Source organism: Halovibrio sp. HP20-59 (assembly GCF_033052795.2).
Taxonomy (GTDB): Bacteria; Pseudomonadota; Gammaproteobacteria; order Pseudomonadales; family Halomonadaceae; genus Vreelandella.
In genome coordinates this window covers 1-26,941 of sequence record NZ_JAWJUW020000011.1, presented here as the reverse complement: position 1 = coordinate 26,941, position 26,941 = coordinate 1, and the positions used below count along the sequence as shown (strand labels likewise).

The following is a 26,941-nucleotide window of genomic DNA, read 5'->3' as shown; positions in this document are numbered from 1 at the left end:
CAGATAACTATTAATAAACACTCGATCAGTGGTTAGGTGTCGAGGAGTTGAAAGCGTTACAATAGTCTGCCCGCTTACATGAGCGGGCCGATTTTTTGAACCACTCAAGCCCCTAAGCGAATGGAAGCCGACTCTATCGTGACCACCGACACATCCCCAGCACCCACCGATAGCCAACGTCTCGCGTCGCTCAAGCAGGCCGCGGGCGATGTGATGCTGCGCGATGCTGAGCGGCTGGAACGTCGCCTGGCCGGTTTGAGTCGCCGCCTGCGCGATAATAAACCGATTAGCCGTGGTTTGGACGAAGTGCAGCGCGAGGTTAACCGCGCCCAGCAGCAGCTCAGCCAGCGCGAAAGCCAAAAGGTCGCCCTTAACTACCCGCCGGAACTACCCGTGGTCGAGCGGCGGGACGATATCCTCAACGCCATACGCGACCACCAAGTGGTGGTCATTGCCGGGGAGACCGGCTCAGGTAAAACCACCCAGCTACCTAAAATGTGCTTGGAACTGGGGCGCGGCCGTCGTGGTTTGATCGGCCATACCCAGCCGCGTCGATTGGCGGCGCGCAGCGTCGCCGGGCGCTTGGCCGAAGAACTCGAAGTGTCCCTGGGCGAGCAGGTGGGCTACCAGGTGCGTTTCAGCGATCAGAGTACCCCCAGCACGTTAGTCAAACTAATGACCGACGGCATTTTGCTGGCCGAAACGCAGAATGATCCGCTGCTGCTGCGTTACGACACCATCATTATTGATGAAGCCCACGAGCGCAGCCTGAATATCGACTTTCTGCTCGGCTACCTTAAACGCCTGTTGCCGAAACGGCCCGATCTGAAAGTCATCATTACCTCAGCGACCATTGACGTAGAACGCTTCGCCAAGCACTTCGGTACGGCCAAAGCGCCCGCACCGGTAGTGGAGGTCACCGGTCGTACCTACCCCGTAGAAGTGCACTACCGGCCGCTGGTACGCGATGAAGACGACGAAGAAGATCGCACGCTACAAGAGGGTATTCTGCACGCGGTGGAAGAGATTGAGGCCATTGAGCGCGAAAAAGGCTGGCTGCACGGCCCCCGCGATGTGCTGGTGTTTTTACCTGGCGAGCGCGAGATTCGCGAAACCGCCGATACCCTGCGCCGTGCCGAGCTGAAGGGCACCGAAATCCTGCCGCTCTACGCCAGACTCTCCAACGAAGAGCAAAATCGCGTGTTTGCGCCGCACCGTGGTCGGCGCATTGTACTGGCCACTAACGTTGCCGAAACCTCACTGACGGTGCCCGGTATTCGCTACGTGATTGACCCAGGGCTGGTGCGTATCAGTCGCTATAGCTACCGCTCCAAAATTCAGCGCCTACCGGTAGAGGCGGTTAGCCAAGCCAGCGCCAATCAGCGCAAAGGACGTTGCGGGCGGATCGCCGAGGGCGTTTGTATACGTCTTTACAGCGAAGAAGATTTTTTAGCGCGCCCTGGGTTTACCGACCCGGAAATTCAGCGCACCAACCTAGCGTCGGTGATTTTGTCGATGTTGGGGCTCAAGCTAGGCGACATAGAGGCGTTTCCGTTTGTTGACCCACCGGATAGCCGCTTTGTGAAAGACGGTTTTCGGCTACTGTTTGAGCTGGGCGCGGTGGATGAGCAGCAGCGCCTCTCCCCGCTGGGCCGTAAGCTGGCGCGGCTGCCGATTGACCCACGCTTAGCGCGCATGGTGCTGGCGGGCGCTGAACACGGCAGCCTGCGCGACGTGCTGATTGTAGTCTCCGCGCTGGCCATTCAAGATCCCCGCGACCGGCCTGCCGATAAACGCCAAGCCGCCGATCAGGCCCACCAGCGCTGGCACGACCCGGATTCTGATTTTGTCGCCTTGCTGAATCTTTGGTACGGCATTGAGAATGCCCGCGAGGCGCTGTCGGGGAATCAACTGCGCCGCTGGTGCCGTGAGCACTACATTAACTACCTGCGCATGCGCGAGTGGCACGACACCTTCCGCCAACTGCGCCAGCTACTTCGCGATATGGACATTGAGGTGCCTGCGCCGCCGCCCCGCAATGAAGATGAGAATGAAGAACAGGCGCGCCAAACGCGGCGCAAAACGTCGGGAAAAGTGCACCAGGCGCTGCTTTCAGGGCTGCTCTCTAACTTGGGTACGCTGCTGGAAAACCGCGAGTATCTTGGCGCGCGCAATCGCAAGTTTATGATTCATCCCGGCTCAGGGTTGGCCAAGAAATCGCCCAAGTGGATTATGGCGTTTGAGCTGATAGAAACCTCCAAGCTGTTTGCCCGCACCGTGGCCAAAATCGACCCGCAGTGGATTGAACCCCAAGCGCAGCACTTGGTTAAGCGCAGCTACAGCGAACCGCACTGGGAAATGAAGCGCGCCCAGGTGGTTGCCTTTGAGCAAGTCACGCTGTTTGGCCTACCGATTGTGGCCCGGCGTAAAGTACATTACGGGCCCATCGCGCCTCAGGAATCCCGGGAACTGTTTATTCGCCGTGCGCTGGTGGAAGGGGAGTTCCAAACCAAAGGTGCCTTCTTTGCTCATAACCGCGCTTTGATCGACGAAGTCGAAGCACTGGAAGATCGCGCTCGGCGGCGCGATATTCTGGTCGATGAAGATACGCTCTATGATTTTTACGACCGGCGGATTCCGGCCGATATTGTTAACGGAAAAGGCTTTGAACACTGGCGTAAGCAGGCTGAGCAGCAAGACCCGCAGTTACTGTATTTCGATATTGACTCGCTAAAGGCGCGCGATGCAGATGACGTGACCCAGGCGCAGTATCCTGATCATTTAGTTCTGGCGGGCGTCGCGTATCCGGTAAGCTACCACTTTGACCCCGAAGCGGAGGACGACGGCGTTACGCTGACCGTTCCCGCCGCCATGCTGCCACAAGTGCCGGCTCATGCGCTGGAGTGGCTGGTACCTGGGCTGCTTCGGGAAAAGTGTATTGCACTGCTAAAATCGCTGCCGAAAAGCATCCGCCGCCAAGTAGTGCCCATTCCCGATTGGGTGGATGCCGCGCTGGAAACCCTGGTGCCTGATCAGCGCCCGTTAACCGAGGCGTTGGGGGAGTTTATTCGCCGCCGGACATCGACGCGGGTGCATCCCGACGATTGGCGTTTAGATCTGCTCGAACCGCATCTAATCATGAATATCCGTGTGGTTGATCACGCGGGCGAAGTCCTTGGGCAGGGGCGCGATCTGCGTGCGCTAGAACAGCGCTTTGAGGCAGCCGCCAGCGCAGGCGCCCAGGCGTTGGCCGAACAGGTTAGCCAGGAACCCGCTGTTGCCGGGCTACCCAAGACGCCGCTGCCTGCTTCGCGAGTCACCACACAAGCAGGCATTCGCGTAGAGGCGTATCCTGCCCTGGTCGCTGAAGCCAGCGAGTTCAAGGTGGCGCTGTTCGACCACCCGGCGAAAGCCGACGCCGCCCACCAGGAGGGTATCGCCCGGTTGGCGATCGCTAAACTTCCTGAACAGGTTAAAGCGATTAAGCAATTGCCGGGTATTGAGAAGTGCGCGCTGCTGTTTGCCAAAGTGGGCAGCAAAAAAGCGTTGATCGACGATTTGCTGCTAGCGGTGTTTACCCAAGTGGTGGCACAGCACCCGCTGCCGCGTTCGGAGGCAGCGTTTAATCAGCGGCTAAACGAGACTCAGGATCAGCTCGTCGACGCGGCAAAATCCCTGCTGGTGAGCGTGGAAGCCGCGCTACAAGGCCACTTGGCGGTGACTAAAGTGTTAAAGGGTAAGCTCAATTTTGCCTTAGCACTGGTGTACAGCGATGTTAGCGCCCAGATGCAGCGTTTGGTTTACCCCGGTTTTATCCACGACGCGGGCCCATGGTTGCAGGAATACCCTCGCTATACCGAGGCGGCGCTGATTCGGCTTGAAAAAGCCGCCCGTGAGCGTGGCCGCGATCAAATGATGATGCAAGATGTCCAGGCATTAGAGGCACGCTTTGATGCTAGCCGCGAAAGCGAGCGGCGCGGGCGGGTGGAAGCCCCAGCATTAGTCGCGTTTGGCTGGTGGCTGCAAGAGTTAAGGGTATCGCTATTTGCTCAGCAGCTGGGCACGAGTATGCCCGTCTCAATTAAACGACTCGAAAAACGTTGGCAGGAGATCATTAGCGTTTAGGTTCTCGCTAAAAACAGCGGTTAGCCAAATAGCCGCTGGAAAAACCGCCACTTTACGCACACAGTAACGTTATGGGTTCGCCGTAAGCCCCGCGCGAGGGTTGGTGCGCAACGTCGGCAAGCCGCTTAAAGGAGATTGGCATGACACATGTGGTGATTACCGGTACAGGGCTCTACACGCCGGAACACGCCATTGAAAATGCGGCCCTGGTGGCGGCATTTAACACTTGGGTAGACGCTGAGAATGCGCTGCACGCCGAAGCTATTGAGCGCGGTGAGCGCGAGCCGCTGGCTTATTCAAGCAGTGAATTTATCGAAAAAGCCTCGGGTATTAAAAGCCGCTACGTGCTAGATGCGTCGGGCATCCTTGACCCACAGCGCATGCGGCCTAAACTGCCACAACGGAATAACGATGAACCCTCCATCCAGTGCGAGATGTCGACGGCGGCGGCTCGCCAAGCGCTTGCCGCTGCTCAGGTGGATGCTGCGGATATTGAGTTGGTCATTGTTGCCTGCTCGAATTTAGAGCGTGCCTACCCCGCGGTTGCGGTAGAAGTGCAGCACGCTTTGGGCACCAGCGGCTATGGGTTTGATATGAATGTGGCCTGTAGCTCAGCCACGTTTGCGTTAGAAATGGCGGCCAACGCAATAGCCTCGGGCAGCGTTAAGCGCGCATTAGTGGTTAATCCGGAGATTTGCTCGGCGCATCTCAATTTTAGAGACCGTGACAGCCACTTCATTTTCGGCGATGCTTGTACTGCTGTGGTATTGGAAAATAGCACTGTAGCGGTTGCCGATGAGCGGTTTGAAATTCTTGGCACGCGCTTGGTCACTCAGTTTTCTAATACGATTCGTAACAACGCTGGTTTTCTAAACCGTGTAACCGATAGCGATCCGCTGGCCTTAGATAAGCTGTTTGTACAAGAAGGGCGGCGTGTTTTTAAAGAAGTATGCCCCATGGTAGCTAAGTTGATCACCGACCATTTAGCATCTTTGGCGTTGAGCAGCAGCGATCTAAAACGCATGTGGCTACACCAAGCCAATCGCCATATGAACGACTTGATTGCTCGTAAAGTGCTTGGATATGACCCCAGCGAGACCCAGGCGCCGATTATTTTGGACCGTTACGCTAACACCAGCTCTGCAGGTTCCATCATTGCGTTCCACCTTCATCGCGAAGCTTTCGCCGAGGGGGATATTGGTGTGATTTGCTCTTTTGGGGCAGGTTACAGTGCTGGCAGTGTCGTGGTGTGTCGTCAGTAACGCGGAACGGAACCGAAAAAAAGGAAATGTCATGCAGCAGTGGTTAAGTAAAAAAAAGTCAGCGCTTAGGTTGCGCTCCGGTGGTTTGCCTCTTCTGCTGGTGGCGTTATTAGCCTCCGCTGGTTGTGCCAGCACGCAAGTTGCGCAAGACGCGCACCCGGAAGACCCCTGGGAAGGGTTTAACCGCAAAGTGTTTGCGTTTAATGACGTATTGGATCGCTACGCGCTTAAGCCAGTAGCAAAGGGATACCGCACGATTACGCCTGACCCCGTGCAAACCGGTGTCGGCAATTTTTTCTCCAATTTAGGCGAGTTGCGTACAGCGATTAATAGCGTACTACAGGGCAAACCGTCGAATGCAGGTCTGGCGACTTCACGGTTTTTGATCAATTCCACGGTAGGTATCGGCGGGCTGTTGGATTATGCCACGTTAATGGAAGTGACCGCGGACGAGGAAGATTTTGGTCAAACGTTAGCGGTGTGGGGTTGGGATGACTCGCGCTACCTTGTGCTACCTTTCTTCGGCCCCAGTACACTGCGGGATACCACCGGCTTACCTGCTGATATGGCCGCCTATCCGGTTACTTACGTAGAGGACGATAGCGTTCGGATTAGCCTGACCGCCCTCAATGTGATTGATATTCGTGCGGGCCTACTCGATCGAGAAAAGTTGATTAGCGGGGATCGTTACCGTTTTATTCGTGACGCTTATTTACAAAATCGTCAGTTTAAAGTGAGCGATGGCGAATTGGGCGCTGACCCGTTTGCTGCGGATGACTTTGATTTTGATGACAGTGATTTTGACGACAGCGACGTTGATGACAGTAATGATAGCGACTCGGGTGACGGCGATTCCGCTGGTTGAGGCTGATGATGGATCATTCTAAGCAGTTAATCGCAGTGATCGATGAGCCGGGGCGGGAGCGCGATGCGCTGGCAGAAGCAATTACCTGCGATGGCATGTGGGTATTCGCGAGTGAGGACATCGAGAATCTGCCCGCCGATACGGCGCTGATTGTTGCCCATGCCCGAGCAGTCCCCAGGCAGCGGTGGTCGCAACTGACGCGCCGCTTGCCGACCCTGGTGGTTAGCGACTCGCGTCAAGACGCCGACCTGATCAAGGCGGTCGATGTCGGGTTGGTGGACTATATTGTTCATCCTCTGCGTCACGCCGAGCTGCTGCGACGAATGATACGCAAAGCTATCGAGCTTAATGATCTGGCGCTGGAACGCGAGCGTGATCACGAGCGGCTGGCAGAGCTAAATGAAAGCTTGGAGACGCACCTAGCGCTATTGCGAATGGATCAGCAGAGTGGTGGCCACATTCAGCGGCGCTTGTTGCCGCTGCGTCCCAAGGTGATTAACGGGGTGTCTTACGACTATGTGTTTGCCCCGTCGTTGTATTTGTCCGGCGATTTTCTCGACTATCAGCGTTATAACGCGCGTTACAGCGCCTTTTATTTCGCTGATGTATCCGGGCATGGCGCCTCGTCAGCGTTTGTTACTGTACTGCTCAAGTATTTGTGCAACCGCTGGTTGGGCGAGTGGGATGGTCAGCAGCCGGAACTGCTGCCTGCTGACTGGTTGTGGGCAATGAACCGTGAATTGCAGGGCACCGATATCGGCAAACATGCCACTTTATTTGTCGGTGTGATTGACCATGAAGCGCATACTCTTCACTATTCGCTCGGCGCGCAGCTTCCGATGCCCCTATTAGCGGCAGAAGGAAAGCTAAGCCGCTTAGAAGGCGAGGGAATGCCGGTAGGCCTTTTCCCCGATGTAGAGTATCCTTCACTTAGCTGTGCGTTGCCGACTGAATTTCGATTATGGCTCTGTTCGGATGGTGTATTGGAATGCTTGCCGGGTAAAACGCTCGACACGCGGCTCAAGGAACTTGAGCAATTAGTAAGCGAAAGTGTCACGCTTGAGCAGTTGCGCGATCGGCTAGCTGAAACAAATACACTCCTCTCCGAAGGAGACGCTGAGTTTGATGCCAACCAAGAGCGCGATGCTTTACCCGATGATCTAACAATCATGATGGTGAGCGGATTTGGTCATGCTGATTGAAGAAGGCCGCATTAAAGCGGCGTTCGATTCTGGTGTTTTTGTATTAAAATTATGTGGTGATGTGCGCTTGACGCTGTGCGCCACGCTTGATAACCAAGCCCAACGTCTCGCCGAGACGCCGGGGCTACGTGCTGTATTGATTGACTTGCGCAAGGCGACCAACGTGGACTCCACGGCGCTTGGTTTTCTTGCCAAGGTCGCTATGGCCGTGAAAGATCGCCTGGAGCAGCCACCGACCATTATTGTCGATAATCCCGATGTTCGAAAAATGCTCGATGTGATGGGGTTTGCGCGCTTTTTTACCCTCATGGAAGCGCCGTTGCAGCAAACGGGCACACTCAACGACGCACTCGAAGAGCTGCCGGAAGAACCCGCCGATGAACAAGGGCTGCGCGAGCGAATCCTTGAAGCACACCGCATTTTAATGCACATGAACGAACATAACCGTGAGCAGTTTCAGCCACTGGTTGAAATGCTTGAGTCGCAAGACGCCCCCCCGCAGCACTAAAAACCCCCTTATCTTGATAAGCCCCTGGCCTTCACCAAGGGCTATTTCAGCTGCGTGTGTCTTACGCTATTTCTGTCTGTGGTCGCTCTATATCGAAAGCGTCCTGCCCCGACAAACACCATAAAATCGGCTATGATTAGCGGCCTATCTATTCCAGCGTGCACGTTTAGTGCCTCCCAAGGAGTCCAATGGACCTTAATCCACGCCGGGTCGCATTGTTGGTCGCCGCCAACACGGCGCTCGCTCCCTTTGCAATCGACGCCTATTTGCCTGCCATGGGTATTCTTGCCGAGAGCATCGGTGCCAGTATTCATCGTACTGAGCTATCCATCAGTGTCTTTTTGTTTGGTTTTGCGCTGGGCCAGCTTTGCTTCGGGCCATTATCAGACCGTATGGGCAGAAAGCCGGTGCTGTTGGGTGGCCTAGTGGTTTTTATGCTCGCAAGCCTTGCCATCACCACGGTAGATAGTTTACCCACGCTACTCGCGTGGCGGTTCTTGCAGGCGCTCGGGGGTGGTGCTTGTGTGGTGAACTCGGCGGCGATCGTGCGTGACTGCTTTAGCGGCCGGGAAGCCGCCAAAGTCATGTCCACCATGGCGATGATTATGATGCTTGCGCCGCTGGTGGCGCCCGCCGTGGGGAGTTTGCTGCTACACATTGCCGGCTGGTGGCTGATTTTTGTGTTCTTGGCCGTCTACGCGGGCTTTTTACTCTGGCTGTTGGGAACGCGCCTGCCCGAAACCCGTGATATGTCGCTACCGGCAGCGTCACCGCGTCAGGTGATACGCAACTATGCCAGCGTGCTTAAACACCGTGAAGGTATGGGCTATATCTGTGCGGTGGCATCGTCGTTTGCGGGTCTCTTTGCATTTGTGACCGCGTCACCGTTCCTGTATCTAGACTATTTTGGCTTGTCACCAAGCACTTACCCGCTTGTATTTGGTGTCAATGTGCTGGTTATAGCGCTCTCCAATCGCGTCAATATTCACTTGCTCCGCAAGCGCACTCCACAGCAAAACTTACGGCTAGGCCTTTTTATACAGCTGGTCGCAGCGCTAAGCCTGGTATTGGTGACCGCGCTGAATATGGCGTCGCTATTTATCGTGGTGCCGTTGATCATGCTGTTTACTGGCATGATTGGTTTGATTACGCCTAACGCCATATCATCGCTGCTTGATCACTTTGGCCACATCAGCGCTACCGCAACAGCGCTGTTAGGTGGCATCCAGTTTAGCTGTGGAGCGCTTGCCGGTGTGATGGTGGGGCTATTTGAGGTTGAGCACCTATGGCCCATGGTACTCACCATGCTAGGTGCGGCGCTGGTGGGCAACATTGGAGTCCGCATGCTGACCCAAGCGCCAGTTAAGAATGGATAGCGTTTTAACCTGGATCGACCTGCCATTGAGCACTTGGCTAGGTTGTTCAGCCGTACTGATGCTGGGCGCTTTTGTGCAACGAGCGACCGGTTTCGGGCTGGCCGTGGTGGGCGCGCCACTGCTATTGATGCTTGAGCCACGATTAGTGCCGGTCGTGCTGGTGCTATTTGGCTTTACTGTTTCGCTGATGATGATGCGTCACTACTGGCATGAAGTACGCTTGGATGCCATTGGCATGGCGCTAGTCGGTCGCCTGCCCGGCAATGCACTGGGCATCTGGCTGCTACTTGCCGCGCCGATGGTGATATTGGAAAAACTGATTGCCTTTATCGTACTGTTTGCGGTGCTCGTTACTCTGTGTCGTTTTCAGCTGCCGGTGAATCGGATCACGGTGTTTGGCGCAGGGATGCTCTCGGGAATCTTCGGTACCGTGGTGGCCATCGGCGGCCCGCCCATTGTTTTATTGATGCACGGCTTGCCGGTTGATCGAGTTCGCGGCAACTTAGCCGCCTTTTTCATTTTGACCTCAATATTAACCTTAATCACTCTGGCCATCGCAGGCCAGATTCAGCTATGGCATTTTCAGGTCGCGCTTACCCTGCTGCCTTCGGTATTGATCGGTAACGCTTTGGCCGATGTTATTGCTCATCGCTTGGATAGACGCCTGCTACAAGGTGCCTCGTTGGCGCTATGTACGCTAGCCGCGCTGAGTTTGTTGTGGTGAAAAGTGTGCTGAGAGAGTGCGTTGAAAATTGCGGTGTTAAAGAGACTCTAACCAGTTTGACAGTGGGGGCGGAGAAAAAATATGACCGCGTTGTTCACTGTCATTAAGTTGTCATGGAACCCGTGCAATGTGTGTCTTGCGAAGGCTAGATACCTACACGAACAGGAGTATTTCGCATGAACCGTATTCTCAGAACTACCGTTATCGCTGCTGCTGTCATGAGCGTTGCCGGTGTTGCACAAGCCCGTGATCAAATCCGTATCGTTGGTTCCAGTACTGTTTATCCGTTTGCCAGCTACGTTACCGAAGAGTTTGGCGCAACGACTAATTACCCAACGCCTGTCATCGAGTCAACGGGTTCGGGCGGCGGGCTGCGTCTGTTCTGTAACGGTGTCGGCGAAGGGACGCCGGATATCACCAATGCTTCGCGCCGTATGAAGGTGTCTGAGTTTGAGCGTTGTGAAGAAAACGGTGTGACCGACATCACCGAGGCTAAAATCGGTTCTGACGGCATCGTTCTTGGTCAGTCCAACAGCAACGATGTTTTTGATCTGACACTTGAACAGATTTTTATGGCAGTAGCTGCCATGGTGCCGGTGGATGGCGAGTTAGTTGAAAACCCTTACACCAATTGGAGCGAGATCGACTCTTCGCTGCCAGACCGTGAAATCTCTATTTATGGGCCGCCGACTACCTCCGGTACTCGTGACGCTTTTGAAGAGCTGGTAATGGAAACGGCTTCTGAAGAGTTGGGTGCTTACGGTGATGAAGCCTATACCGAGATCCGCTCTGACGGTGTGTATATCGATGCCGGTGAAAATGACAACCTAATCGTTCAGCGTCTGTCTGAAGACACTAAAGCCTTTGGTATCTTCGGCTACTCCTTCCTTGAAGAAAATACCGATACCCTAAACGCTGCTACCATTGGCGGCGTTGAGCCTAAGCCAGAAGCTATTAGCGCGGGTGATTACCCGGTAGCGCGCTCACTGTGGTTCTACGTGAAGAACCAACACGCTGACGAAGTGCCGCCGATGTATGACTACGCTGAAATGTTCATGAGCGAAATGATGATTGGCGATGACGGTTACCTGCGCGATATCGGCTTGATCGTTCTGCCGGAAGAAGAGCGCGAAGAGTGGCGTCAGGCTGTGGCTGATCGCACGCAGATGACGGTTGAAGTTCTGCAGTAAGCAGGCGTATATAGAAACGAAAAAGGCCAGCAGCGTAAGCTGTTGGCCCTTTATTGTTGATAACAGTTTGTTAACCGGTGACGATGTGAGAGAGATGCGATGCAGACCAATCAGCTTCTTCTGATTTTTTGCGGTGCGTTAGTGCTGCTGGGGCTGCTGGCTTTTTTTGCTGGCCGTTTAAAAGCGACTCGTTTACGCAGCGCGGGCACGGCAATGTTTGCCCAGCCCGATCAATACGCTTGGTTTACCGTGCTCTCTACCGCTGGGCCAGCCGTGCTGGTAAGTTCACTGGGAGCATTTGCACTGCTGCTAATGGGGGCTGATATCCCCACCATGTACTTGCTAGCGGCCAGCTTGGTCGTGGCGGCAGTCGGACTGACGGTGAGCCTTAATCAGGTAAAACCCGATTTTCATGCTCGTCAAGCTATCGAGCGGGTGATCCGCATGATCCTGGCTGGGGCGGCGTTGATTTCTATCTTCACGACCTTTGGCATTTTATTTTCGATTATTTCCGAGGCGCTGCGTTTTTTCCAAATGCACAGCTTCTGGGAATTTATTACCGGCACGACGTGGAATCCGGGGGCTAGCTTTTTAGCCTCGGCTGGCCGTGGTGATGGTAGTGGCGCTGAGTTTGGTTCGGTGCCGCTGTTCGCCGGTACCTTTATGATTACCGCTATCGCCATGCTGGTGGCAGTGCCTGTCGGCTTGTTGTCGGCAATATATATGTCTGAGTATGCGCCACGCAATGTACGTACCGTCGCAAAGCCGGTACTTGAAGTGTTGGCGGGTATTCCTACCGTCGTGTATGGCTTTTTTGCTGCGATTACCGTGGCGCCGATTATTGTGAATGTTGCCGGTTTTTTTGGCCTGGATGCTTCTTATAACAACGCGGTCGCCCCAGGGGTGGTGATGGGGATTATGATTATTCCGTTTATCTCATCGCTATCTGACGATGTTATCAACTCTGTACCCGACAGCATGCGCCAGGGCTCGCTAGCACTAGGAATGACCAAAGGTGAAACCATTCGTGATGTGGTTATTCCTGCTGCACTTCCAGGGATCATTTCTGCTTCTTTGTTAGGCATGTCGCGTGCGTTGGGTGAAACCATGATTGTGGTAATGGCCGCAGGTATGCGTCCTAACCTTACCGCTAATCCGTTGGAAGATATGACGACCGTCACCGTACGTATCGTGGCTGCACTTACCGGTGATCAAGAGTTTGCAAGCGCGGAAACGTTATCAGCGTTTGCGCTCGGACTCGTGCTGTTCGCTGTCACGCTTATGCTTAATTTGGTGTCCGTGCTGATGATCCGCCGTTTTCGCGAAAAATACCGCGTGAATAACCTGTAACGCCGAGGAACTGTTTCGATGAGACATACTTTTGACGAAATCAGCCAGCAGCTCAAGCGGCGTCACCGTAAATCTGCCCGGCTTAAATGGATAACCATGGGATCGTTAGGTCTCGCTGGGCTTTTCCTAGTGTTGTTTTTCGCGGACATGCTCAATAAAGGCTTGCCTGCGTTTCAGCAAGCCTATGTTTTGACCGAGCTTAACTACTCCGAAGAAGCTGCCACTGATGCCCGTAAGGCACTTGCCGAGGAGCTAGTGCCGCTGGTAAGCCGCACAGAGATACGTAGTATTCCTCTTGAGCTTCGCAACAACCCAGACAAAATCGGCACTTCTAGGGAAAGATGGTTGCTGGCTAATAGTGAGGTTGATCAATATCTTAAAGGGCATCGGAACCGTCTGGACGAAGAGGAGCAAGCCGCTATTGATGCTCGCGTAGAGTCGGGTCAGGTGGAGCTTCGTTTTAACACCACCTTTTTTGTCTCGGGTGATTCAAAAATAGCTGAGAGTGCGGGTCTTCTATCGGCTGTGATCGGTACCATTATGACCATGATCGTTACGCTGGCGATCTCGTTCCCGGTCGGGGTAATGACAGCGTTATATTTAGAAGAGTTTGCCCCAGATAATCGCTTCACTCAGGCGATTGAAATCAATATAAATAACTTAGCGGCTATTCCTTCTATCTTATTTGGTTTATTGGGCCTCGCAATTTTTATTAACTTTTTTGGAGTGCCGCGTTCGTCACCCTTAGCGGGCGGTATGACGCTGGCTTTAATGACTCTGCCGGTCATCATTATCTCAACGCGCACCGCCTTACGCAGCGTCCCGGACTCTATTCGTCATGCCGCTTTTGGGGTGGGTTGTTCACGTTGGCAAGTAGTGCGCGATCACGTTTTGCCGTTAGCCATGCCGGGTATTATGACCGGCTCGATTATCGGTCTTGCTCAAGCCATGGGTGAAACGGCGCCGTTAATTATCGTTGGCATGGTGGCATTTATTCCCGATGTCGGTGCTTCATTTACCGAGGCAGCAACGGTCCTGCCAGCGCAAATATTTACCTGGGCGGGTGAGCCTGAGCAGGCGTTTGTAGAGAAAACCGCCGGCGGTATTTTGGTACTACTGACCATACTCATCTCACTCAACGCTTTTGCGGTTGTGATGCGTAAGAAATTTGAGCGCCGCTGGTAGGCCAGTGCGTTATAGAGGACATTGTCATGAATAGCCAAGCACCTGTAATGAATGACCAGCAAGAGCCTGCGGTTGGGCAGCCTTACACGCGAAATGAATCAGCGTGCCACGACCTGAGTATTCGGGTTCGTGATTTGAATTTGTGGTATGGCAAGAATCAAGCCTTGAACAATCTTAATATCGACCTTTTTCAGAAAAACGTGACGGCGCTGATTGGTCCTTCAGGGTGCGGTAAATCAACGTTTTTACGTTGTTTGAATCGCATGAACGACCTGATTCCCAGCGTACGTACCGAAGGTCTGGTCGAAATGGATGGGCACGACGTCAATGCACCCAAAATGGACGAAGTAGCGCTGCGCCGTCGTGTCGGCATGGTATTTCAAAAGCCTAATCCATTCCCTAAATCGATCTTTGAAAATGTTGCCTATGCGCCGCGTATGCATGATTTAGTCAGCCGTAAAGCCGATCAGGACGAGTTGGTAGAAAAGGCGCTGCGCAGTGCGGGGCTGTGGAATGAGGTGAAAGATAAGCTGCAAGAGCCCGGCACCTCGTTATCGGGTGGTCAGCAGCAGCGGCTGTGCATTGCCCGCGCTATTGCCGTGCAGCCTGATGTGATCTTGATGGATGAACCAACCTCAGCACTCGACCCTATTTCAACCGCTACCATCGAAGACTTGATGGATAAGCTGAAAAAAGAGTTCACCATTATCACCGTCACACACAATATGCAGCAGGCTGCGCGGGTGGCGGACTACACGGCTTTTTTCCACCTTGGGGAAATTATCGAGTACAACGACACTAAAGTGATGTTCTCAACCCCGGCTAAAAAGAAAACCGAGGACTATATCTCCGGTCGTTACGGTTAATTATCGTCTGAACGACAGGCCTGCCATATTAGCAGGCCTGTCCATTGGGCATTTTTTTCAGCCTTTATATATGAAATATCATATATAAAGGCGTTAAGCGCTAGGATAGGTTATTTATTCGCGGAGGAAAATTGCTATGCAAGTACGTATCGGTATCAACGGTTTAGGCCGTATCGGACGTTTGACGATGCGCAGTCTTTGGGATGATGTTGCGTCGGGTGATGTTGAACTTGCCCATATCAATGACCCCGGCGGCGATGCGCCAACCTTTGCTCATCTGCTGGAGTTTGACTCGGTGCATGGTCACTGGTCGCCGGGGCAGGGCATATCAGCAACCGATGACGCTATTGTTATCGACAGTAAATTTGTCGCTTTTAGCGCCAATAAAACCATTGCCGATAGCGACTGGTCGAACTGCGATATCGTTATTGAGTGCTCGGGGGTAATGAAAACTACCGCTCAGCTTCAGCCGTACCTTGATCAAGGCGTTGGTCGTGTAGTGGTCAGTGCGCCCATGAAAGAAGATAGCGTACTCAACGTGGTGATGGGAGTAAACGATCATCTTTACGACCCTGCTAAGCACAAGATCGTGACGGCTGCCAGCTGTACCACCAACTGCCTGGCGCCGGTGGTCAAGGTCATTCAGGAAACGTTTGGTATCCGCCACGGTTCCATGACTACCGTGCACGACATCACCAATACCCAAACCATTCTGGATGCCCCGCATAAAGACCTGCGTCGTGCCCGCGCTTGCGGCATGAGTTTGATTCCGACCACTACCGGTTCGGCGAAGGCCATTACTGCCATATTCCCTGAGCTGGAAGGCAAGCTGAACGGCCATGCGATTCGTGTGCCGCTGGCAAATGCATCAATAACCGATATGGTGTTTGAGCTTGAGCGCGAGGTCACCGTCGAGGAGGTTAATCAGGCGCTAAAAGCCGCCGCCGGTGGCGAGCTTGCCGGTATTCTAGGCTATGAAGAGCGCCCGCTGGTGTCGATTGATTACCGTACCGATCCGCGCAGCTCGATTATTGATGCGCTCTCCACCATGGTGATCAACGGTACCCAGCTAAAACTCTACGCCTGGTATGACAACGAGTGGGGCTATGCCAACCGCACCGCTGAGCTGGCCCTGAAGGTAGGTAGTGGGCTGGTAGGCGGTGAGCAGGTGGCTCGTGGCTGAATCAATGCTTGCGCGGGTAAAGGCGCTACCTTTCGAGGTGCGCCAATACATGCTGATTACCGGCAACTACTGGGCGTTCACCGTTACCGATGGCGCGTTGCGTATGCTGGTGGTCATGCACTTTCACCAGTTGGGCTATTCGCCATTAGAAATTGCCATGCTGTTTCTGTTTTACGAAGCCTTTGGCGTGGTGACTAATTTAATAGGCGGCTGGTTGGGTGCGCGGTTGGGGCTCAACCGCACCATGAATGTGGGACTTGGGCTGCAAATTATTGCCCTCGCCATGCTGATGGTGCCTGCTAGTCTGTTGACCGTGGCTTGGGTAATGGCCGCTCAGGCGCTGTCGGGGATCGCCAAAGACCTCAATAAAATGAGCGCTAAAAGCGCTGTTAAGGTGCTGGTACCCAAAGAGAGTGTTAACGCCAATAGCGCGCTCTACCGCTGGGTAGCCATGTTGACCGGCTCTAAAAATGCGCTAAAGGGGCTGGGCTTTTTTGTTGGCGGTTTGCTACTAACATTGATTGGCTTCCAGGCCGCTGTGTTGGTGATGGCGGTGATGCTGGGCGGCGTATTGCTGCTTTCACTGCTAAGGCTTAAGGCCGATTTAGGCCGCCAAAAAATAAAGCCCAAGTTCTCTGAAATCTTCTCAAAATCACGCGCGATTAACGTGCTTTCCGCAGCGCGTTTTTGTCTGTTTTCGGCGCGGGATGTGTGGTTTGTCGTAGCACTGCCGGTGTTCTTATACGACCAGCATGGCTGGACACACTGGACCGTGGGTGGACTGCTGGCGGTATGGGTGATTGGCTATGGCGGTGTGCAAACCCAGGCGCCAAAATTAACCCGGCTGATCAAAGGTGATGCGCGGGCGCTTACTGCTGGTTGGGCGGCGGCACTGGCGGTGCTGGCGATTCTGTTGGCGATGCTGCCCCTGGCGCAGGTAGGCTGGTTAGTCGTCGGGCTACTCGCCTTTGGCGTGCTGTTTGCGATTAACTCCAGCTGGCACAGCTACTTGATTGTTCACTATGCCCGCGCTGACGGTGTCTCCATGGATGTCGGTTTCTATTATATGGCCAATGCCATGGGGCGTTTAGTGGGCACACTACTGTCGGGCTGGCTGTACATGGCATACGGGCTGAGTGCATGCCTGTGGGTATCAGCAGCCTTAGTGGCTTCCAGTGCATTGATGGCCCTGGCGTTGCCCAGAGCAACGGCTTAAGCGCTCACATAAAGGTGGCGTAATTTCCAAAACCCTTCAACGTCAATGCACAGCCCCTGATCGGCAAGCGCCGATTCAATGAACAGGGTAATCGCTTGAGCACAATGGCGTTGGTAAAGCGAAGGGTCCGCTGGCGAGGTTGCCTCGGCAACGGCAACGTTGGCACTCCCCCCGCAGCAGCCATATCTTGGTGATAAACGTACGGTTACTACGCCACCTTGCTGTTTGATGAAATCCAATGCGTCGCTGCTTATATCGATCACATTATTCATGGGTTACCCGGCAGTTAGTGAGGCAAGTGCGATGGGGGGTGGCAGGCATGGCGACCTAGTTCAAGATTTAACGATAACTAGTGGCCGGAAAATGATGGCGGGTTTTATTGGCAATGCGCACAAGCGCCAGCATTAGCGGCACCTCGACCAATACGCCCACTACCGTGGCCAGCGCAGCACCTGACTGTAAACCAAACAGCGCGATAGCCGCAGCGACCGCTAGTTCAAAGAAGTTGCTGGCGCCGATCATTGCGCCTGGGGCGGCAACATTGTGCGGTAATTTCCACGCCTTGGCCCAGCCGTAGGCGATAAAGAAGATCAGAAACGTTTGAATAATCAGTGGTATCGCGATCAATACGATATGAAGCGGATTATTGAGGATGACCTCGCCCTGGAAGGCAAACAGAAGCACCAGGGTAATAATCAAGCCGATGGGGGTGATCGGGCCAACGCGCTTCATAAACACGTTGTCGTACCACTCGGCGCCGCGCTTTTTAATCAAGCTTTGTCGGGTGGTATAGCCTGCCGCCAGAGGAATCACAATATACAGCACCACCGACAGGGCTACGGTGTCCCAAGGTACCTGGATATTGGAAATGCCCAGTAGGAAAACCACGATGGGGGCAAAAGCGAACAGCATGATCAGGTCGTTGAGCGCCACTTGCACCAGGGTATAGGCAGCATCACCGCGGGTTAGGTAGCTCCATACAAACACCATCGCCGTACATGGTGCGGCGCCGAGCAGAATCGCTCCCGCTAAATATTGGCTGGCGAGTTCTGCTGGAATAAAAGGCCGAAAGATCACCGTTAGAAATAGCCAGGCAATGGCGAACATAGTGAAAGGTTTGATCAACCAGTTGACTGTGGTTGTGATGATCAAACCTTTGGGCTGACGACGCACGCCCAGCAGCGAAGTGAAGTCAATTTGCGCCATCATGGGGAAAATCATCGCCCAGATAAGTACCGCCACTGGAATTGACACTTGCGCCACTTCAAAGCGCGAAAGTGTTTCGGGTATCGCTGGTATAAATTGTCCAACTAAGATGCCCACCACAATGGCAAGGGCTACCCAAAGCGACAGATAGCGCTCAAACACGCCCATACCTTCGGCGGTGGAGGGCGATGCATTCTCTTGCAGTGCTGACATGTGAAGCTCCTTATTAGATAGCGCGTTGATTAACACGTTTGGAAAGCTCTTCGGCGCTCTCTTTACGCTCCGAATAACGATCTGTCAGCACGTCACTGCGGTCACGCACTAGCAGGGTAAATTTCACCAGCTCTTCCATGACATCGACGATTCGGTCATAAAATGGCGAAGGTTTCATTCGGCCGTTATCGTCAAACTCCGTAAAGGCTTTGGGCACTGAGGATTGATTGGGTATGGTCAGCATGCGCATCCAGCGGCCCAAAATGCGTAATTGATTGACCGTATTGAATGACTGCGAGCCGCCGCATACCTGCATGACTGCCAGTGTTTTGCCTTGGGTCGGGCGCACACCGCCCAGCGCAAGGGGGATCCAATCTATTTGCACCTTCATAATGCCAGTCATGGCGCCGTGGCGTTCGGGTGAGCACCACACCATGCCTTCGGACCACTGGGCTAAGGTGCGTAGCTCGTCTACCTTCGGGTGGTCAGCTTCTTCAGCGTCAGGTAGCGGTAGCCCCCTGGGGTCAAAGATCCTGGTTTCTGCACCCATGGCACTTAGCAAGCGTGCGGCTTCCTCAGTGACTAAACGGCTGAACGAGCGTTTGCGCAGGGAGCCGTATAACAACAATATTTTAGGTGCGTGTTCAGCATGCTGTGGGATGCCAAGCCGCTCGCTATTAGGCGGATCAAAGCGTTCAACGTCTATGTTGGGCTAATCATTCAGGTCGGAAAAATCATTTAAAGGAGGCATTGCTGTTTACCCGGTTTGAGTCATTTCAGATTGATGCTCCCATGATATATGTTTTTTCGTATACTTCCAGGGAAGCCGTTTTTCTGCAATATAACCGTCATGAACCCGGCGTAGAGTGGCAGCCACTAACTACATAAGAGGCTGTTTATTTATGCCGAAGCGCCGTGTGTTGTTTCTCTGCAATGCTAATTCTGCAAGGTCTCTGATGGGGGAGGCACTGCTTCGTCATATGGCAGGTGATCGTTTTGACGCCTTTAGTGCCGGTTCTGAGCCCGATGAGCCCCATGCATTGACACTAGACGTTCTGAAGAAACAAGGGGTTTCCACAGAAGGCTTGCGCAGTAAGTCGTTGGATGAGTTTGAAAGCGAGTCCTTCGATTTTGTCATTATACTTTGCGATAAGGCCCAACAGACCTGCCGTGAGTGGTTAGGTGAAGCGCAAGAGGTGTATTACTGGGACATACGCGACCCGCGCCTAATCGGCAAACCTGATGCTTATGAGCAGGCTGTATTAGAGATTCGTCGGCGACTGCAGCTCTGGCTGCCCCTCCACAAGTCTGATTAAACTTACTGAAAGGGGCGGGTCGAGATGAAATGGATTAATAACTTAAGCGTCAAAGCGAGCTGGACGCTGGTACTGGTAGCTTTTAGTGGTTTGGTCTTTATTATTGGCGCGCTGGGGCTGTTCGCCAACCATTTTGGTCGTGAGGCATTAACGTCATTTCATGAAAGGGATATGGCGCAAATTAGCAACTTAGATAGCGCCTACTCCCAGCTATTGCGTGCACGTATTCAGATGAACCGGGCGGCAGAGTTAATTCGTACCCCGTCGTTTGATCGACCTGACCCTCTGATAGAAGAAGCCCAGTGGTTGCTTGATGCGGCGTCTGAGAATTTCACTCAATTTACAGCCAGTGATTTTGATCAAAGTCAGCAGGCGCTTGTTGATCAGTTAGCGACGGACTTTCAATCATTCGTTAACAATAACCTTAATCTTCAGATGATGATGCTTGAAGAACGTGATGTGCCAGGTTTTCTCTCGGGTGAGTCGCGCGTCGACGATAGCAGTCAGCGCTTTATCGACAGTGCCGAGGCATTTTTTGAAGTTTCAAATCAGCGAGGTAACGAGCTTTTAGCGCGTTTTGAGCAGGTCTCGTCGTTATTGTTTTGGAGTGTGATTGCGGCCCTTGGCGCTGCGCTGCTGGTCGTGACGGTAGTGGTATGGGGAGTGCGCAAAAACGTGCTTCGCCCATTGAAAACGATCACTGGGCACTTCCAGCGCATTGCAAAAGGTGATCTATCTGCTCCGGTGATGGCCAACTCGACCAATGAGATAGGCCAACTGTTTAGCGAATTAGCCAATATGCAGCAGTCGTTAACAACGACGGTTAACCGACTGAATGCCAGTAGCCAACAGGTGTATAGCAATAGTCAGGAGATGGCAGAGCAGAATCAACTCTTGGCAGGCCAAACCGACACTCAAGTATCAGCATTGCAGCAAATGGCAGCGAGCTTGGAACAGCTGACCGCGACGGTTCATCAAAATGCGGAAAGTGCCGCGCATATTAGTCGGTCCACAGCGGACGTTGCACACAAAGCGCAGCAGGGCGATCAGGTGATTGCGCAGCTAATCGCCACCATGGAGGCGATCAATGAGCGCTCCGATGAGATTCACAGCATCATCAAGATAATAGAAAGTATCGCTTTTCAAACCAATATTTTAGCGCTTAATGCGTCAGTCGAAGCAGCGCGAGCCGGTGAGCATGGGCGTGGGTTTGCGGTAGTGGCAAATGAAGTGCGTGCGCTGGCTACGCGCAGCGCCAGTGCGGCCAGCGACATTCGCGCTCGTATCGGTGCATCCCGCGAGAGTGTCCAGCAGGGTAGCGAACTGTCGCAGCAGGCCGGTGAGCATACCCGAGGGATTATGCAGGCCGCCGGCAATGTGGACACCTTGATGACCCAAATAGCGCAGGCTTCCGAAGAGCAAAGGCGTGGAATTGAAGAGGTAAATGCTGCCGTGGCACAAATCGATACGACAACCCAAGATACCATGCGCCTAGTGAATCTGGCTGCTCAAAGTGCCGAAGGGCTTTCCGAAGAGGCCTTGCAGATGCGCGAGTACGCCGGCCAATTTAGCGTGGTGGAGGAAACCGCTGGATCAGATTTGCCACGCACTGATGACAGGCACGCCCAATATCCCCAATGGGAACAGCTCAGCCAAGATGAATCAGCCATAGCACACCCCAGCAGGATGGCCGTAAAGCCTCTTTGCTGACCGCTCCCTAGCAAGGGCCGTTTGGCAAACGTCCTGATACGGTAATAACGTCAGGACGTTTGAGTTTGGCAGATCGCGCTGCTTAGTCGATTAGCTCAACGGCCACGGCCGTTGCTTCACCGCCGCCGATACATAGGCTGGCGATGCCGCGTTTACCGCCTTTGGTTCTCAGCGCATGAATAAGCGTGGCGATGATACGCGAACCAGTGGAGCCCACCGGGTGGCCTTGGGCGCAGGCGCCGCCAAAAATGTTGACCTTGTCATGGGGAAGACCCAAATCATCCATAGCCATTAACGTGACCACGGCAAAAGCTTCGTTAATCTCGAACAGATCAACGTCATTAACGCTCCAATCGAGTTTCTTCATTAGCTTTTCGATGGCGCCTACCGGCGCAATGGTAAATTCGCTCGGATGGCGCGAGTGTGTTGTGTGACCCAGCATACGCGCTAATGGTTTAACGCCGTGCTGATCCGCCGCTTGCTGACTCGCCAAGATGAGTGCCGAGGCGCCGTCGGAAATAGAGCTGGCATTGGCAGCGGTAATGGTGCCGTCTTTTGCGAAGGCAGGGCGCAGCTGACGGATTTTGTCGAGTTTCGCTTGGAAGGGCTGCTCATCGTGCTCGACAAGAATCTCGCCCTGGCGAGAGGTCACCATTACTGGTGCCATCTCTGGGCGTAAGTGGCCAGCGTTAGTGGCGGCCATGGCGCGCTCAAGAGAGGCAATCGCAAAATCATCCAGCCGCTCGCGAGTATAGCCGCGCTGAGTCGCCACATCCTGAGCAAACACGCCCATTAATTTGCCCGTTTCGGCGTCTTCCAAACCATCAAGAAACATGTGGTCTTTCAATTCACCGTGGCCTAATCGGTAGCCTCCGCGTGCTTGGGTAAGCACGTGCGGGGCATTGGACATCGACTCCATCCCCCCCGCCAGCAGGACGTCGCCGCTGCCTGCCTTAATGATATCGTGGGCAAGCATCGCGGCTTTCATACCCGAACCACACAGCTTGTTAATAGTGGTGGCGCCATTGGCGTCAGGAATACCCGCCTGGCGCATTGCCTGACGCGCTGGCCCCTGCTTAACGCCTGCGGGCAGCACACAGCCTAAAATACCTTCGGTGATCGCAGCAGGATCAATGCCGGCTTCTTCAATCGCCGCTTTGATAGCGGCGGCGCTAAGTTGGGGGGCCGTCATGCTTGCAAGGCTGCCCATCATACCGCCCATTGGCGTACGTTTAGCAGCAAGAAAGACGACATCGGAGGGGTGGCTCATGGTGAATCTCCTTCAGGTTTATTGTGATTATCAGACTGAAACGCTGTTGATACGTTGACCCATTGTCGGTGCTGTGGTTTTCTCCTGAGTAACCAAGCAAGCGCTAGTGTAAATGACATGAATGTAATAAATGCATCCCCTCGCCGCAAGGAATTGACGCGTCTTGCCGCTCAGCTATTCGTCCAAGAGGGCTTTGATCGCACTACGGTGCGGATGCTGGCGCAGGAAATGGGCATTAAGTCCGGCAGCTTGTTTCATCACTTTAAAGATAAGCAGGAAATCCTTGCTGCGGTAATCGAAGAGGGAACCCTCAACGCCTTGACGATTGCCCGTAAAGCACTTAACGAGTGTGCCGCAGAGCCTGAAGTACGCTTACGCACGATGGCGCGTGCTCACCTCGAAACTCTGTTTACCGACCGTAATGCTCATGTGGTGGCGCTGTTTGAGTGGCGGCGACTTGACGCCGCCGCGAGTGCTCATTTGAGCCACTTACGCGATGCCTACGAGGCGCTGTGGGTCGCCGTTATTGACGATGCGTTGGAAGCTAACCTAATCCACGGCGACCGTTTTCTGGTCTCGCGCTTCGTATTGGGTGCGCTGAACTGGACGGTTCGCTGGTACGACCCCAATGGACCTCGCTCTCCTGACGATCTTGCGGATGAATTTGTGGCGATGATCATGCCCTCGCCGGCTTGATCTCTTCTGTGTACATGCTGCCAACCAAAGCCTAGCGCCTGAGGTGACAAGGCGAGCAAATAAATAATGACAACAGGAAATACCGTGATGCAAGTAAAAGACAGTACATTGCTAATTACCGGTGCCGCCTCTGGGTTGGGGGCGGCAACGGCAGCGCGTTTAGTGGCCGCTGGGGCAAAGGTGGTCTTGTGTGATTTAAATGACAGTGTAAAAGCCCACGCTCAGCAGTTGGGTGCAAGCGCCCGCGCCTTTCTGGCAGATATTACTTCAGCCGAACAGATGCAGCAGGCCGTAGATTCGGCGGTGGAGTTGGGGGGCGAACGTGGGCTTTCCGGCGTGGTTCACTGCGCGGGGGTGGTTAGCGTGGCCAAGCTGGTGGATCGAGAAGGCAACCCAGCTGATCTAGAAAGCTATACGAAAACGATCAATATCAACCTGGTCGGCACTTTTAATGTAATGCGCTTAGCAGCTGCCGCGATGGCTAAAAACTCCCCTAATGAGAGTGGTGAGCGCGGGGTAATCATTAATACCGCGTCCATTGCCGCTTTTGACGGGCAGGTGGGGCAGTGTGCTTACAGTGCCTCTAAAGCGGGGGTAGTGGGCATGAGCCTGCCCGCGGCGCGTGAGCTATCGCGGCATGCTATCCGGGTAATGGCTATTGCCCCCGGTGTGTTCGAAACACCGATGATGAGCGAAATTCCCGACGAGGCTGCACAGGCGCTAGCGGCGGCAGTGCCATTTCCCAAGCGGTTAGGTAAGCCAGATGAGTTTGCCCAATTAGTCGAGCAGATTATTGCTAATCCTATGCTTAACGGCGAGGTCATCCGATTGGATGGCGGCATTCGCATGCAGTAAGTGCTGCCAAAGCGTTAAAAAACGACTCGTCGGCTGTTGGTCGACCAAAGTTCTAGTATGTTGTTAGACTAAATTCAAACGCCTGCTTGACTCTGAGATGCGCTCGCGCTAATTTTCAAACACGTGTTTGAAAGCTCTTTTGCCAATATAAATTGCTTGGCTTTCAATCCCCCCCTTTCAGGAGAAGTGCGATGCCCAGCTATCAGGCCCCTATTCGTGATATGCGTTTCGTGATGGACGAAATGCTTGACTACCCCGCTCACTACGCGCGCCTGCCAAGCGGTGATGATGCGTCGCCCGATGTTGTCAGCGCTATTTTAGAAGAGGGGGCACGTTTCGCCCGCGAGGTACTGCTACCGATCAATCAGAGTGGCGATGAAGAGGGCTGTCTACTGGAAGGGGGTGAGGTCAAAGCGCCTAACGGTTTCAAAGAGGCCTACCAGCAATACGTGGAAGGCGGTTGGCCGAGCCTAGCCGCCGATCCTAAGCATGGTGGACAAGGGTTGCCACCGTCATTGGCGATGCTGCTATCGGAAATGATCTGCGCGACTAATTTGGCGTGGGGTATGTACCCAGGGCTCTCCCATGGTGCGGCGGATGCGCTGCGCCACCATGGTACCGATGAGCAGCAAGCGACATACCTCACCAAGCTGGTTGAAGGGGTATGGACGGGCACAATGTGCCTAACTGAGTCACATTGTGGTACTGACCTCGGATTGATCAAGACACGGGCGGTGCCCGCTGACGGCGACGCCTATGCGATTACCGGCACCAAAATCTTTATCTCAGCCGGCGAGCATAATCTGGCTGAAAATATCGTCCATTTGGTATTGGCAAAACTGCCCGGCGCGCCGGAAGGCTCTAAAGGCATTTCGCTATTTGTAGTGCCTAAGTTCTTGCCCGATGACCAAGGTAATGTGGGTGAGCGCAATGGTGTTACCTGTGGTTCGCTTGAGCACAAAATGGGCATTCATGGTAATGCCACCTGCGTGATGAACTTCGACGATGCCACAGGCTACTTAGTAGGGCCGCCCAATAAAGGGCTGGCGTGCATGTTCACCATGATGAACGCGGCGCGTCTCGGAGTGGGTATTCAAGGGCTGGGTTTGATTGAAGCCAGTTTTCAGAATTCCTTGAGCTATGCTCGCGATCGCCTACAGATGCGTGGCTTATCGGGCAAGCAGGCGCCTGAAAAGGCCGCTGACCCGATAATCGTCCACCCCGATGTTCGCCGCATGCTACTTACTCAGAAAGCCTTCGCCGAAGGTGGGCGTATGCTGGTGCTTTATACGGCGCAAATGCTTGACGTGGTGGAGCATGCTGAACCGGGTGAAGAGCGAGATCATGCTGAAACCCTGCTTGGCTTGCTAACGCCTATTGTTAAAGCTTTCTTGACCGAAGTTGGTTTTGAAAGCACTAACGAGGGCGTACAGATCTATGGCGGACATGGCTTCATTAAAGAGTGGGGCATGGAGCAATTGGTACGCGATGCGCGTATTACCCGCTTGTATGAAGGTACTACCGGTATCCAGGCGCTTGATCTGCTGGGCCGTAAAGTGCTCATGAGTCAGGGTGAATCGCTGAAGGTATTCACCAAAGAAATCCATAAGTTCTGTAAAGCTGAAGCCGACAACCCGGCGCTCAAAGAGTTTGTCGGTCCGCTGACCAAACTCAATGCAGAGTGGGGCGAACTGACTATGGGCGTGGGTATGAAGGCAATGCAAGACCGCGAGGAAGTAGGTGCGGCGAGTGTTGATTACCTTATGTACTCAGGCTACGTCACCCTGGCGTACCTATTTGCACGTGCGGCCAAGCAGGCGTCTGCCTCTCTTGAGGGCGACGATAAGGCCTTCTACGTTGCTAAATTGAATACTGCCCGCTTTTATTACCAGCGTCTATTGCCGCGTACCAAGGCTCACGCACAGATGATACAAGCAGGTGCTGCAAGCCTGATGGCCATCTCCAGCGAAGATTTTGGTCTGGGATTTGAAATTTAATTAACGGCTAAAATGTGAAAAGAGCACTCTCTGGTCAGGCGTTCTGATCGGTGGTTTGCGGCAGAAGGGTAGCCTTCTGCCGCTTTTTTATACGCAATAACTTCTTTTACTTGCTATCTTATTAGTCAGGCCTTAAAGTACGCATCCGCTGCCGGGGACGCCTAGCGTTACCAGCGGTGAATGAAGTGTAAAAGCTTCGGTTTGTCAACGAGTTAGCGGTTTTAGATGTGGTCAGGTTTGCATCGAAAACAACGCCCTTGACAACCACCAGGAAATGCGTAGAATACGTCTTCCTCGCTGCGGCAAGCCAGTTCAACGGCTAGCCAGTTAAGCACAGCGAAACAGCTCTTTAACAATTTGATCAGGTAATTCATGTGGGCGCTTGCTGATGTTGGTGACAAATCACCAAATATCAAGGCAAGCGACTCAAGCAATAAGGTGTTGAAGATACGTCTTTGATATCTGTTTTGAATGAATTCGTTTGAACCTTGAGCCAAGTTTGATTCGCTTTTGTTGTCTTCGGGCAACGAGTAAGGATCACAATGATTGTAAACTGAAGAGTTTGATCATGGCTCAGATTGAACGCTGGCGGCAGGCCTAACACATGCAAGTCGAGCGGTAGCAGG

At 53.7% G+C, this 26,941-nt stretch carries 22 protein-coding genes and 1 rRNA gene; 19 read left to right on the top strand and 4 right to left on the bottom strand.

Annotated features, from left to right (window positions below; all coding sequences use genetic code 11):
- Positions 1-120 precede the first annotated feature (120 nt).
- From hrpA to arsJ, 13 genes are all read left to right on the top strand, one after another.
- A complete protein-coding gene (gene hrpA, locus RZA33_RS13005; protein ID WP_317508146.1) occupies positions 121-4,125 on the top strand; it encodes an ATP-dependent RNA helicase HrpA in 4,005 nt (1,334 codons plus the stop codon).
- 140 nt (positions 4,126-4,265) lie between these two features.
- Complete coding sequence (locus tag RZA33_RS13000; protein ID WP_317508145.1) at positions 4,266-5,387, top strand: beta-ketoacyl-ACP synthase III; 1,122 nt, start codon at positions 4,266-4,268, stop codon at positions 5,385-5,387.
- Between the two features lie 31 nt (positions 5,388-5,418).
- The gene (locus RZA33_RS12995) at positions 5,419-6,252 is read left to right on the top strand and encodes a VacJ family lipoprotein (protein WP_317508144.1); all 834 of its coding nucleotides are present in this window, start codon (positions 5,419-5,421) and stop codon (positions 6,250-6,252) included.
- A gap of 8 nt (positions 6,253-6,260) precedes the next feature.
- A complete protein-coding gene (locus tag RZA33_RS12990; protein WP_317508238.1) occupies positions 6,261-7,454 on the top strand; it encodes a PP2C family protein-serine/threonine phosphatase in 1,194 nt (397 codons plus the stop codon).
- Positions 7,444-7,962: an STAS domain-containing protein gene (locus RZA33_RS12985; protein ID WP_317508143.1), complete on the top strand. Its 519-nt coding sequence runs from the start codon at positions 7,444-7,446 to the stop codon at positions 7,960-7,962. Before RZA33_RS12990 ends, RZA33_RS12985 begins: the two co-directional genes overlap by 11 nt.
- A 188-nt stretch (positions 7,963-8,150) precedes the next feature.
- The gene (locus RZA33_RS12980) at positions 8,151-9,338 is read left to right on the top strand and encodes a multidrug effflux MFS transporter (RefSeq protein ID WP_317508142.1); all 1,188 of its coding nucleotides are present in this window, start codon (positions 8,151-8,153) and stop codon (positions 9,336-9,338) included.
- Positions 9,331-10,062, top strand: a complete 732-nt coding sequence (locus tag RZA33_RS12975; protein ID WP_317508141.1) for a sulfite exporter TauE/SafE family protein — start codon at positions 9,331-9,333, stop codon at positions 10,060-10,062. Before RZA33_RS12980 ends, RZA33_RS12975 begins: the two co-directional genes overlap by 8 nt.
- A 176-nt stretch (positions 10,063-10,238) precedes the next feature.
- On the top strand, positions 10,239-11,252 hold the full coding sequence (locus RZA33_RS12970) for a substrate-binding domain-containing protein (RefSeq protein WP_317508140.1): 1,014 nt from the start codon (positions 10,239-10,241) through the stop codon (positions 11,250-11,252).
- 99 nt (positions 11,253-11,351) lie between these two features.
- On the top strand, positions 11,352-12,602 hold the full coding sequence (pstC, locus tag RZA33_RS12965) for a phosphate ABC transporter permease subunit PstC (protein ID WP_317508139.1): 1,251 nt from the start codon (positions 11,352-11,354) through the stop codon (positions 12,600-12,602).
- A gap of 18 nt (positions 12,603-12,620) precedes the next feature.
- The gene (pstA, locus tag RZA33_RS12960; protein WP_317508138.1) at positions 12,621-13,787 is read left to right on the top strand and encodes a phosphate ABC transporter permease PstA; all 1,167 of its coding nucleotides are present in this window, start codon (positions 12,621-12,623) and stop codon (positions 13,785-13,787) included.
- Positions 13,788-13,813: 26 nt separating this feature from the next.
- Positions 13,814-14,653, top strand: coding sequence for a phosphate ABC transporter ATP-binding protein PstB (gene pstB / locus RZA33_RS12955; RefSeq protein WP_317508137.1), 840 nt, complete (start codon positions 13,814-13,816; stop codon positions 14,651-14,653).
- Positions 14,654-14,789: 136 nt separating this feature from the next.
- The gene (locus tag RZA33_RS12950) at positions 14,790-15,836 is read left to right on the top strand and encodes an ArsJ-associated glyceraldehyde-3-phosphate dehydrogenase (RefSeq protein WP_317508136.1); all 1,047 of its coding nucleotides are present in this window, start codon (positions 14,790-14,792) and stop codon (positions 15,834-15,836) included.
- Positions 15,837-15,840: 4 nt separating this feature from the next.
- Positions 15,841-17,052 (top strand): organoarsenical effux MFS transporter ArsJ, encoded by a 1,212-nt coding sequence (arsJ, locus tag RZA33_RS12945; protein WP_416337868.1) that lies wholly within the window; start codon positions 15,841-15,843, stop codon positions 17,050-17,052.
- On the opposite strand, the gene RZA33_RS12940 is transcribed toward arsJ, so the two are convergent.
- From RZA33_RS12940 to arsH, 3 genes are all read right to left on the bottom strand, one after another.
- Positions 17,049-17,324 (bottom strand): CC/Se motif family (seleno)protein, encoded by a 276-nt coding sequence (locus RZA33_RS12940; RefSeq protein ID WP_317508134.1) that lies wholly within the window; start codon positions 17,322-17,324, stop codon positions 17,049-17,051. The genes arsJ and RZA33_RS12940 overlap by 4 nt on opposite strands.
- Positions 17,325-17,391: 67 nt before the next feature.
- Positions 17,392-18,471 (bottom strand): ACR3 family arsenite efflux transporter, encoded by a 1,080-nt coding sequence (arsB, locus tag RZA33_RS12935; RefSeq protein ID WP_317508132.1) that lies wholly within the window; start codon positions 18,469-18,471, stop codon positions 17,392-17,394.
- Between the two features lie 13 nt (positions 18,472-18,484).
- On the bottom strand, positions 18,485-19,177 hold the full coding sequence (arsH, locus tag RZA33_RS12930) for an arsenical resistance protein ArsH (protein WP_317508237.1): 693 nt from the start codon (positions 19,175-19,177) through the stop codon (positions 18,485-18,487).
- 196 nt (positions 19,178-19,373) lie between these two features.
- On the opposite strand from arsH, the gene RZA33_RS12925 reads away from it, so the two are divergent.
- Both RZA33_RS12925 and RZA33_RS12920 read left to right on the top strand, forming a co-directional pair.
- Positions 19,374-19,787 carry an arsenate reductase ArsC gene (locus tag RZA33_RS12925; protein ID WP_317508131.1) on the top strand — a complete coding sequence of 138 codons (414 nt, stop codon included), beginning with the start codon at positions 19,374-19,376 and terminating at the stop codon, positions 19,785-19,787.
- A 24-nt stretch (positions 19,788-19,811) separates the two neighbouring features.
- Entirely contained in the window at positions 19,812-21,497 is a 1,686-nt protein-coding gene (locus RZA33_RS12920) for a methyl-accepting chemotaxis protein (protein ID WP_317508130.1), read from the top strand.
- 82 nt (positions 21,498-21,579) lie between these two features.
- On the opposite strand, the gene RZA33_RS12915 is transcribed toward RZA33_RS12920, so the two are convergent.
- Positions 21,580-22,767 carry an acetyl-CoA C-acyltransferase gene (locus RZA33_RS12915; RefSeq protein ID WP_317508129.1) on the bottom strand — a complete coding sequence of 396 codons (1,188 nt, stop codon included), beginning with the start codon at positions 22,765-22,767 and terminating at the stop codon, positions 21,580-21,582.
- A 117-nt stretch (positions 22,768-22,884) separates the two neighbouring features.
- Here RZA33_RS12915 and RZA33_RS12910 point away from each other — a divergent pair, with 117 nt between their 5' ends.
- From RZA33_RS12910 to RZA33_RS12895, 4 genes are all read left to right on the top strand, one after another.
- Positions 22,885-23,463 carry a TetR/AcrR family transcriptional regulator gene (locus RZA33_RS12910; protein ID WP_317508128.1) on the top strand — a complete coding sequence of 193 codons (579 nt, stop codon included), beginning with the start codon at positions 22,885-22,887 and terminating at the stop codon, positions 23,461-23,463.
- An 87-nt stretch (positions 23,464-23,550) separates the two neighbouring features.
- Positions 23,551-24,318 (top strand): SDR family NAD(P)-dependent oxidoreductase, encoded by a 768-nt coding sequence (locus tag RZA33_RS12905; protein WP_317508236.1) that lies wholly within the window; start codon positions 23,551-23,553, stop codon positions 24,316-24,318.
- 191 nt (positions 24,319-24,509) lie between these two features.
- A complete protein-coding gene (locus RZA33_RS12900; protein ID WP_317508127.1) occupies positions 24,510-26,315 on the top strand; it encodes an acyl-CoA dehydrogenase C-terminal domain-containing protein in 1,806 nt (601 codons plus the stop codon).
- 550 nt (positions 26,316-26,865) lie between these two features.
- Positions 26,866-26,941, top strand: a 16S ribosomal RNA gene (locus RZA33_RS12895); the annotation flags it as partial.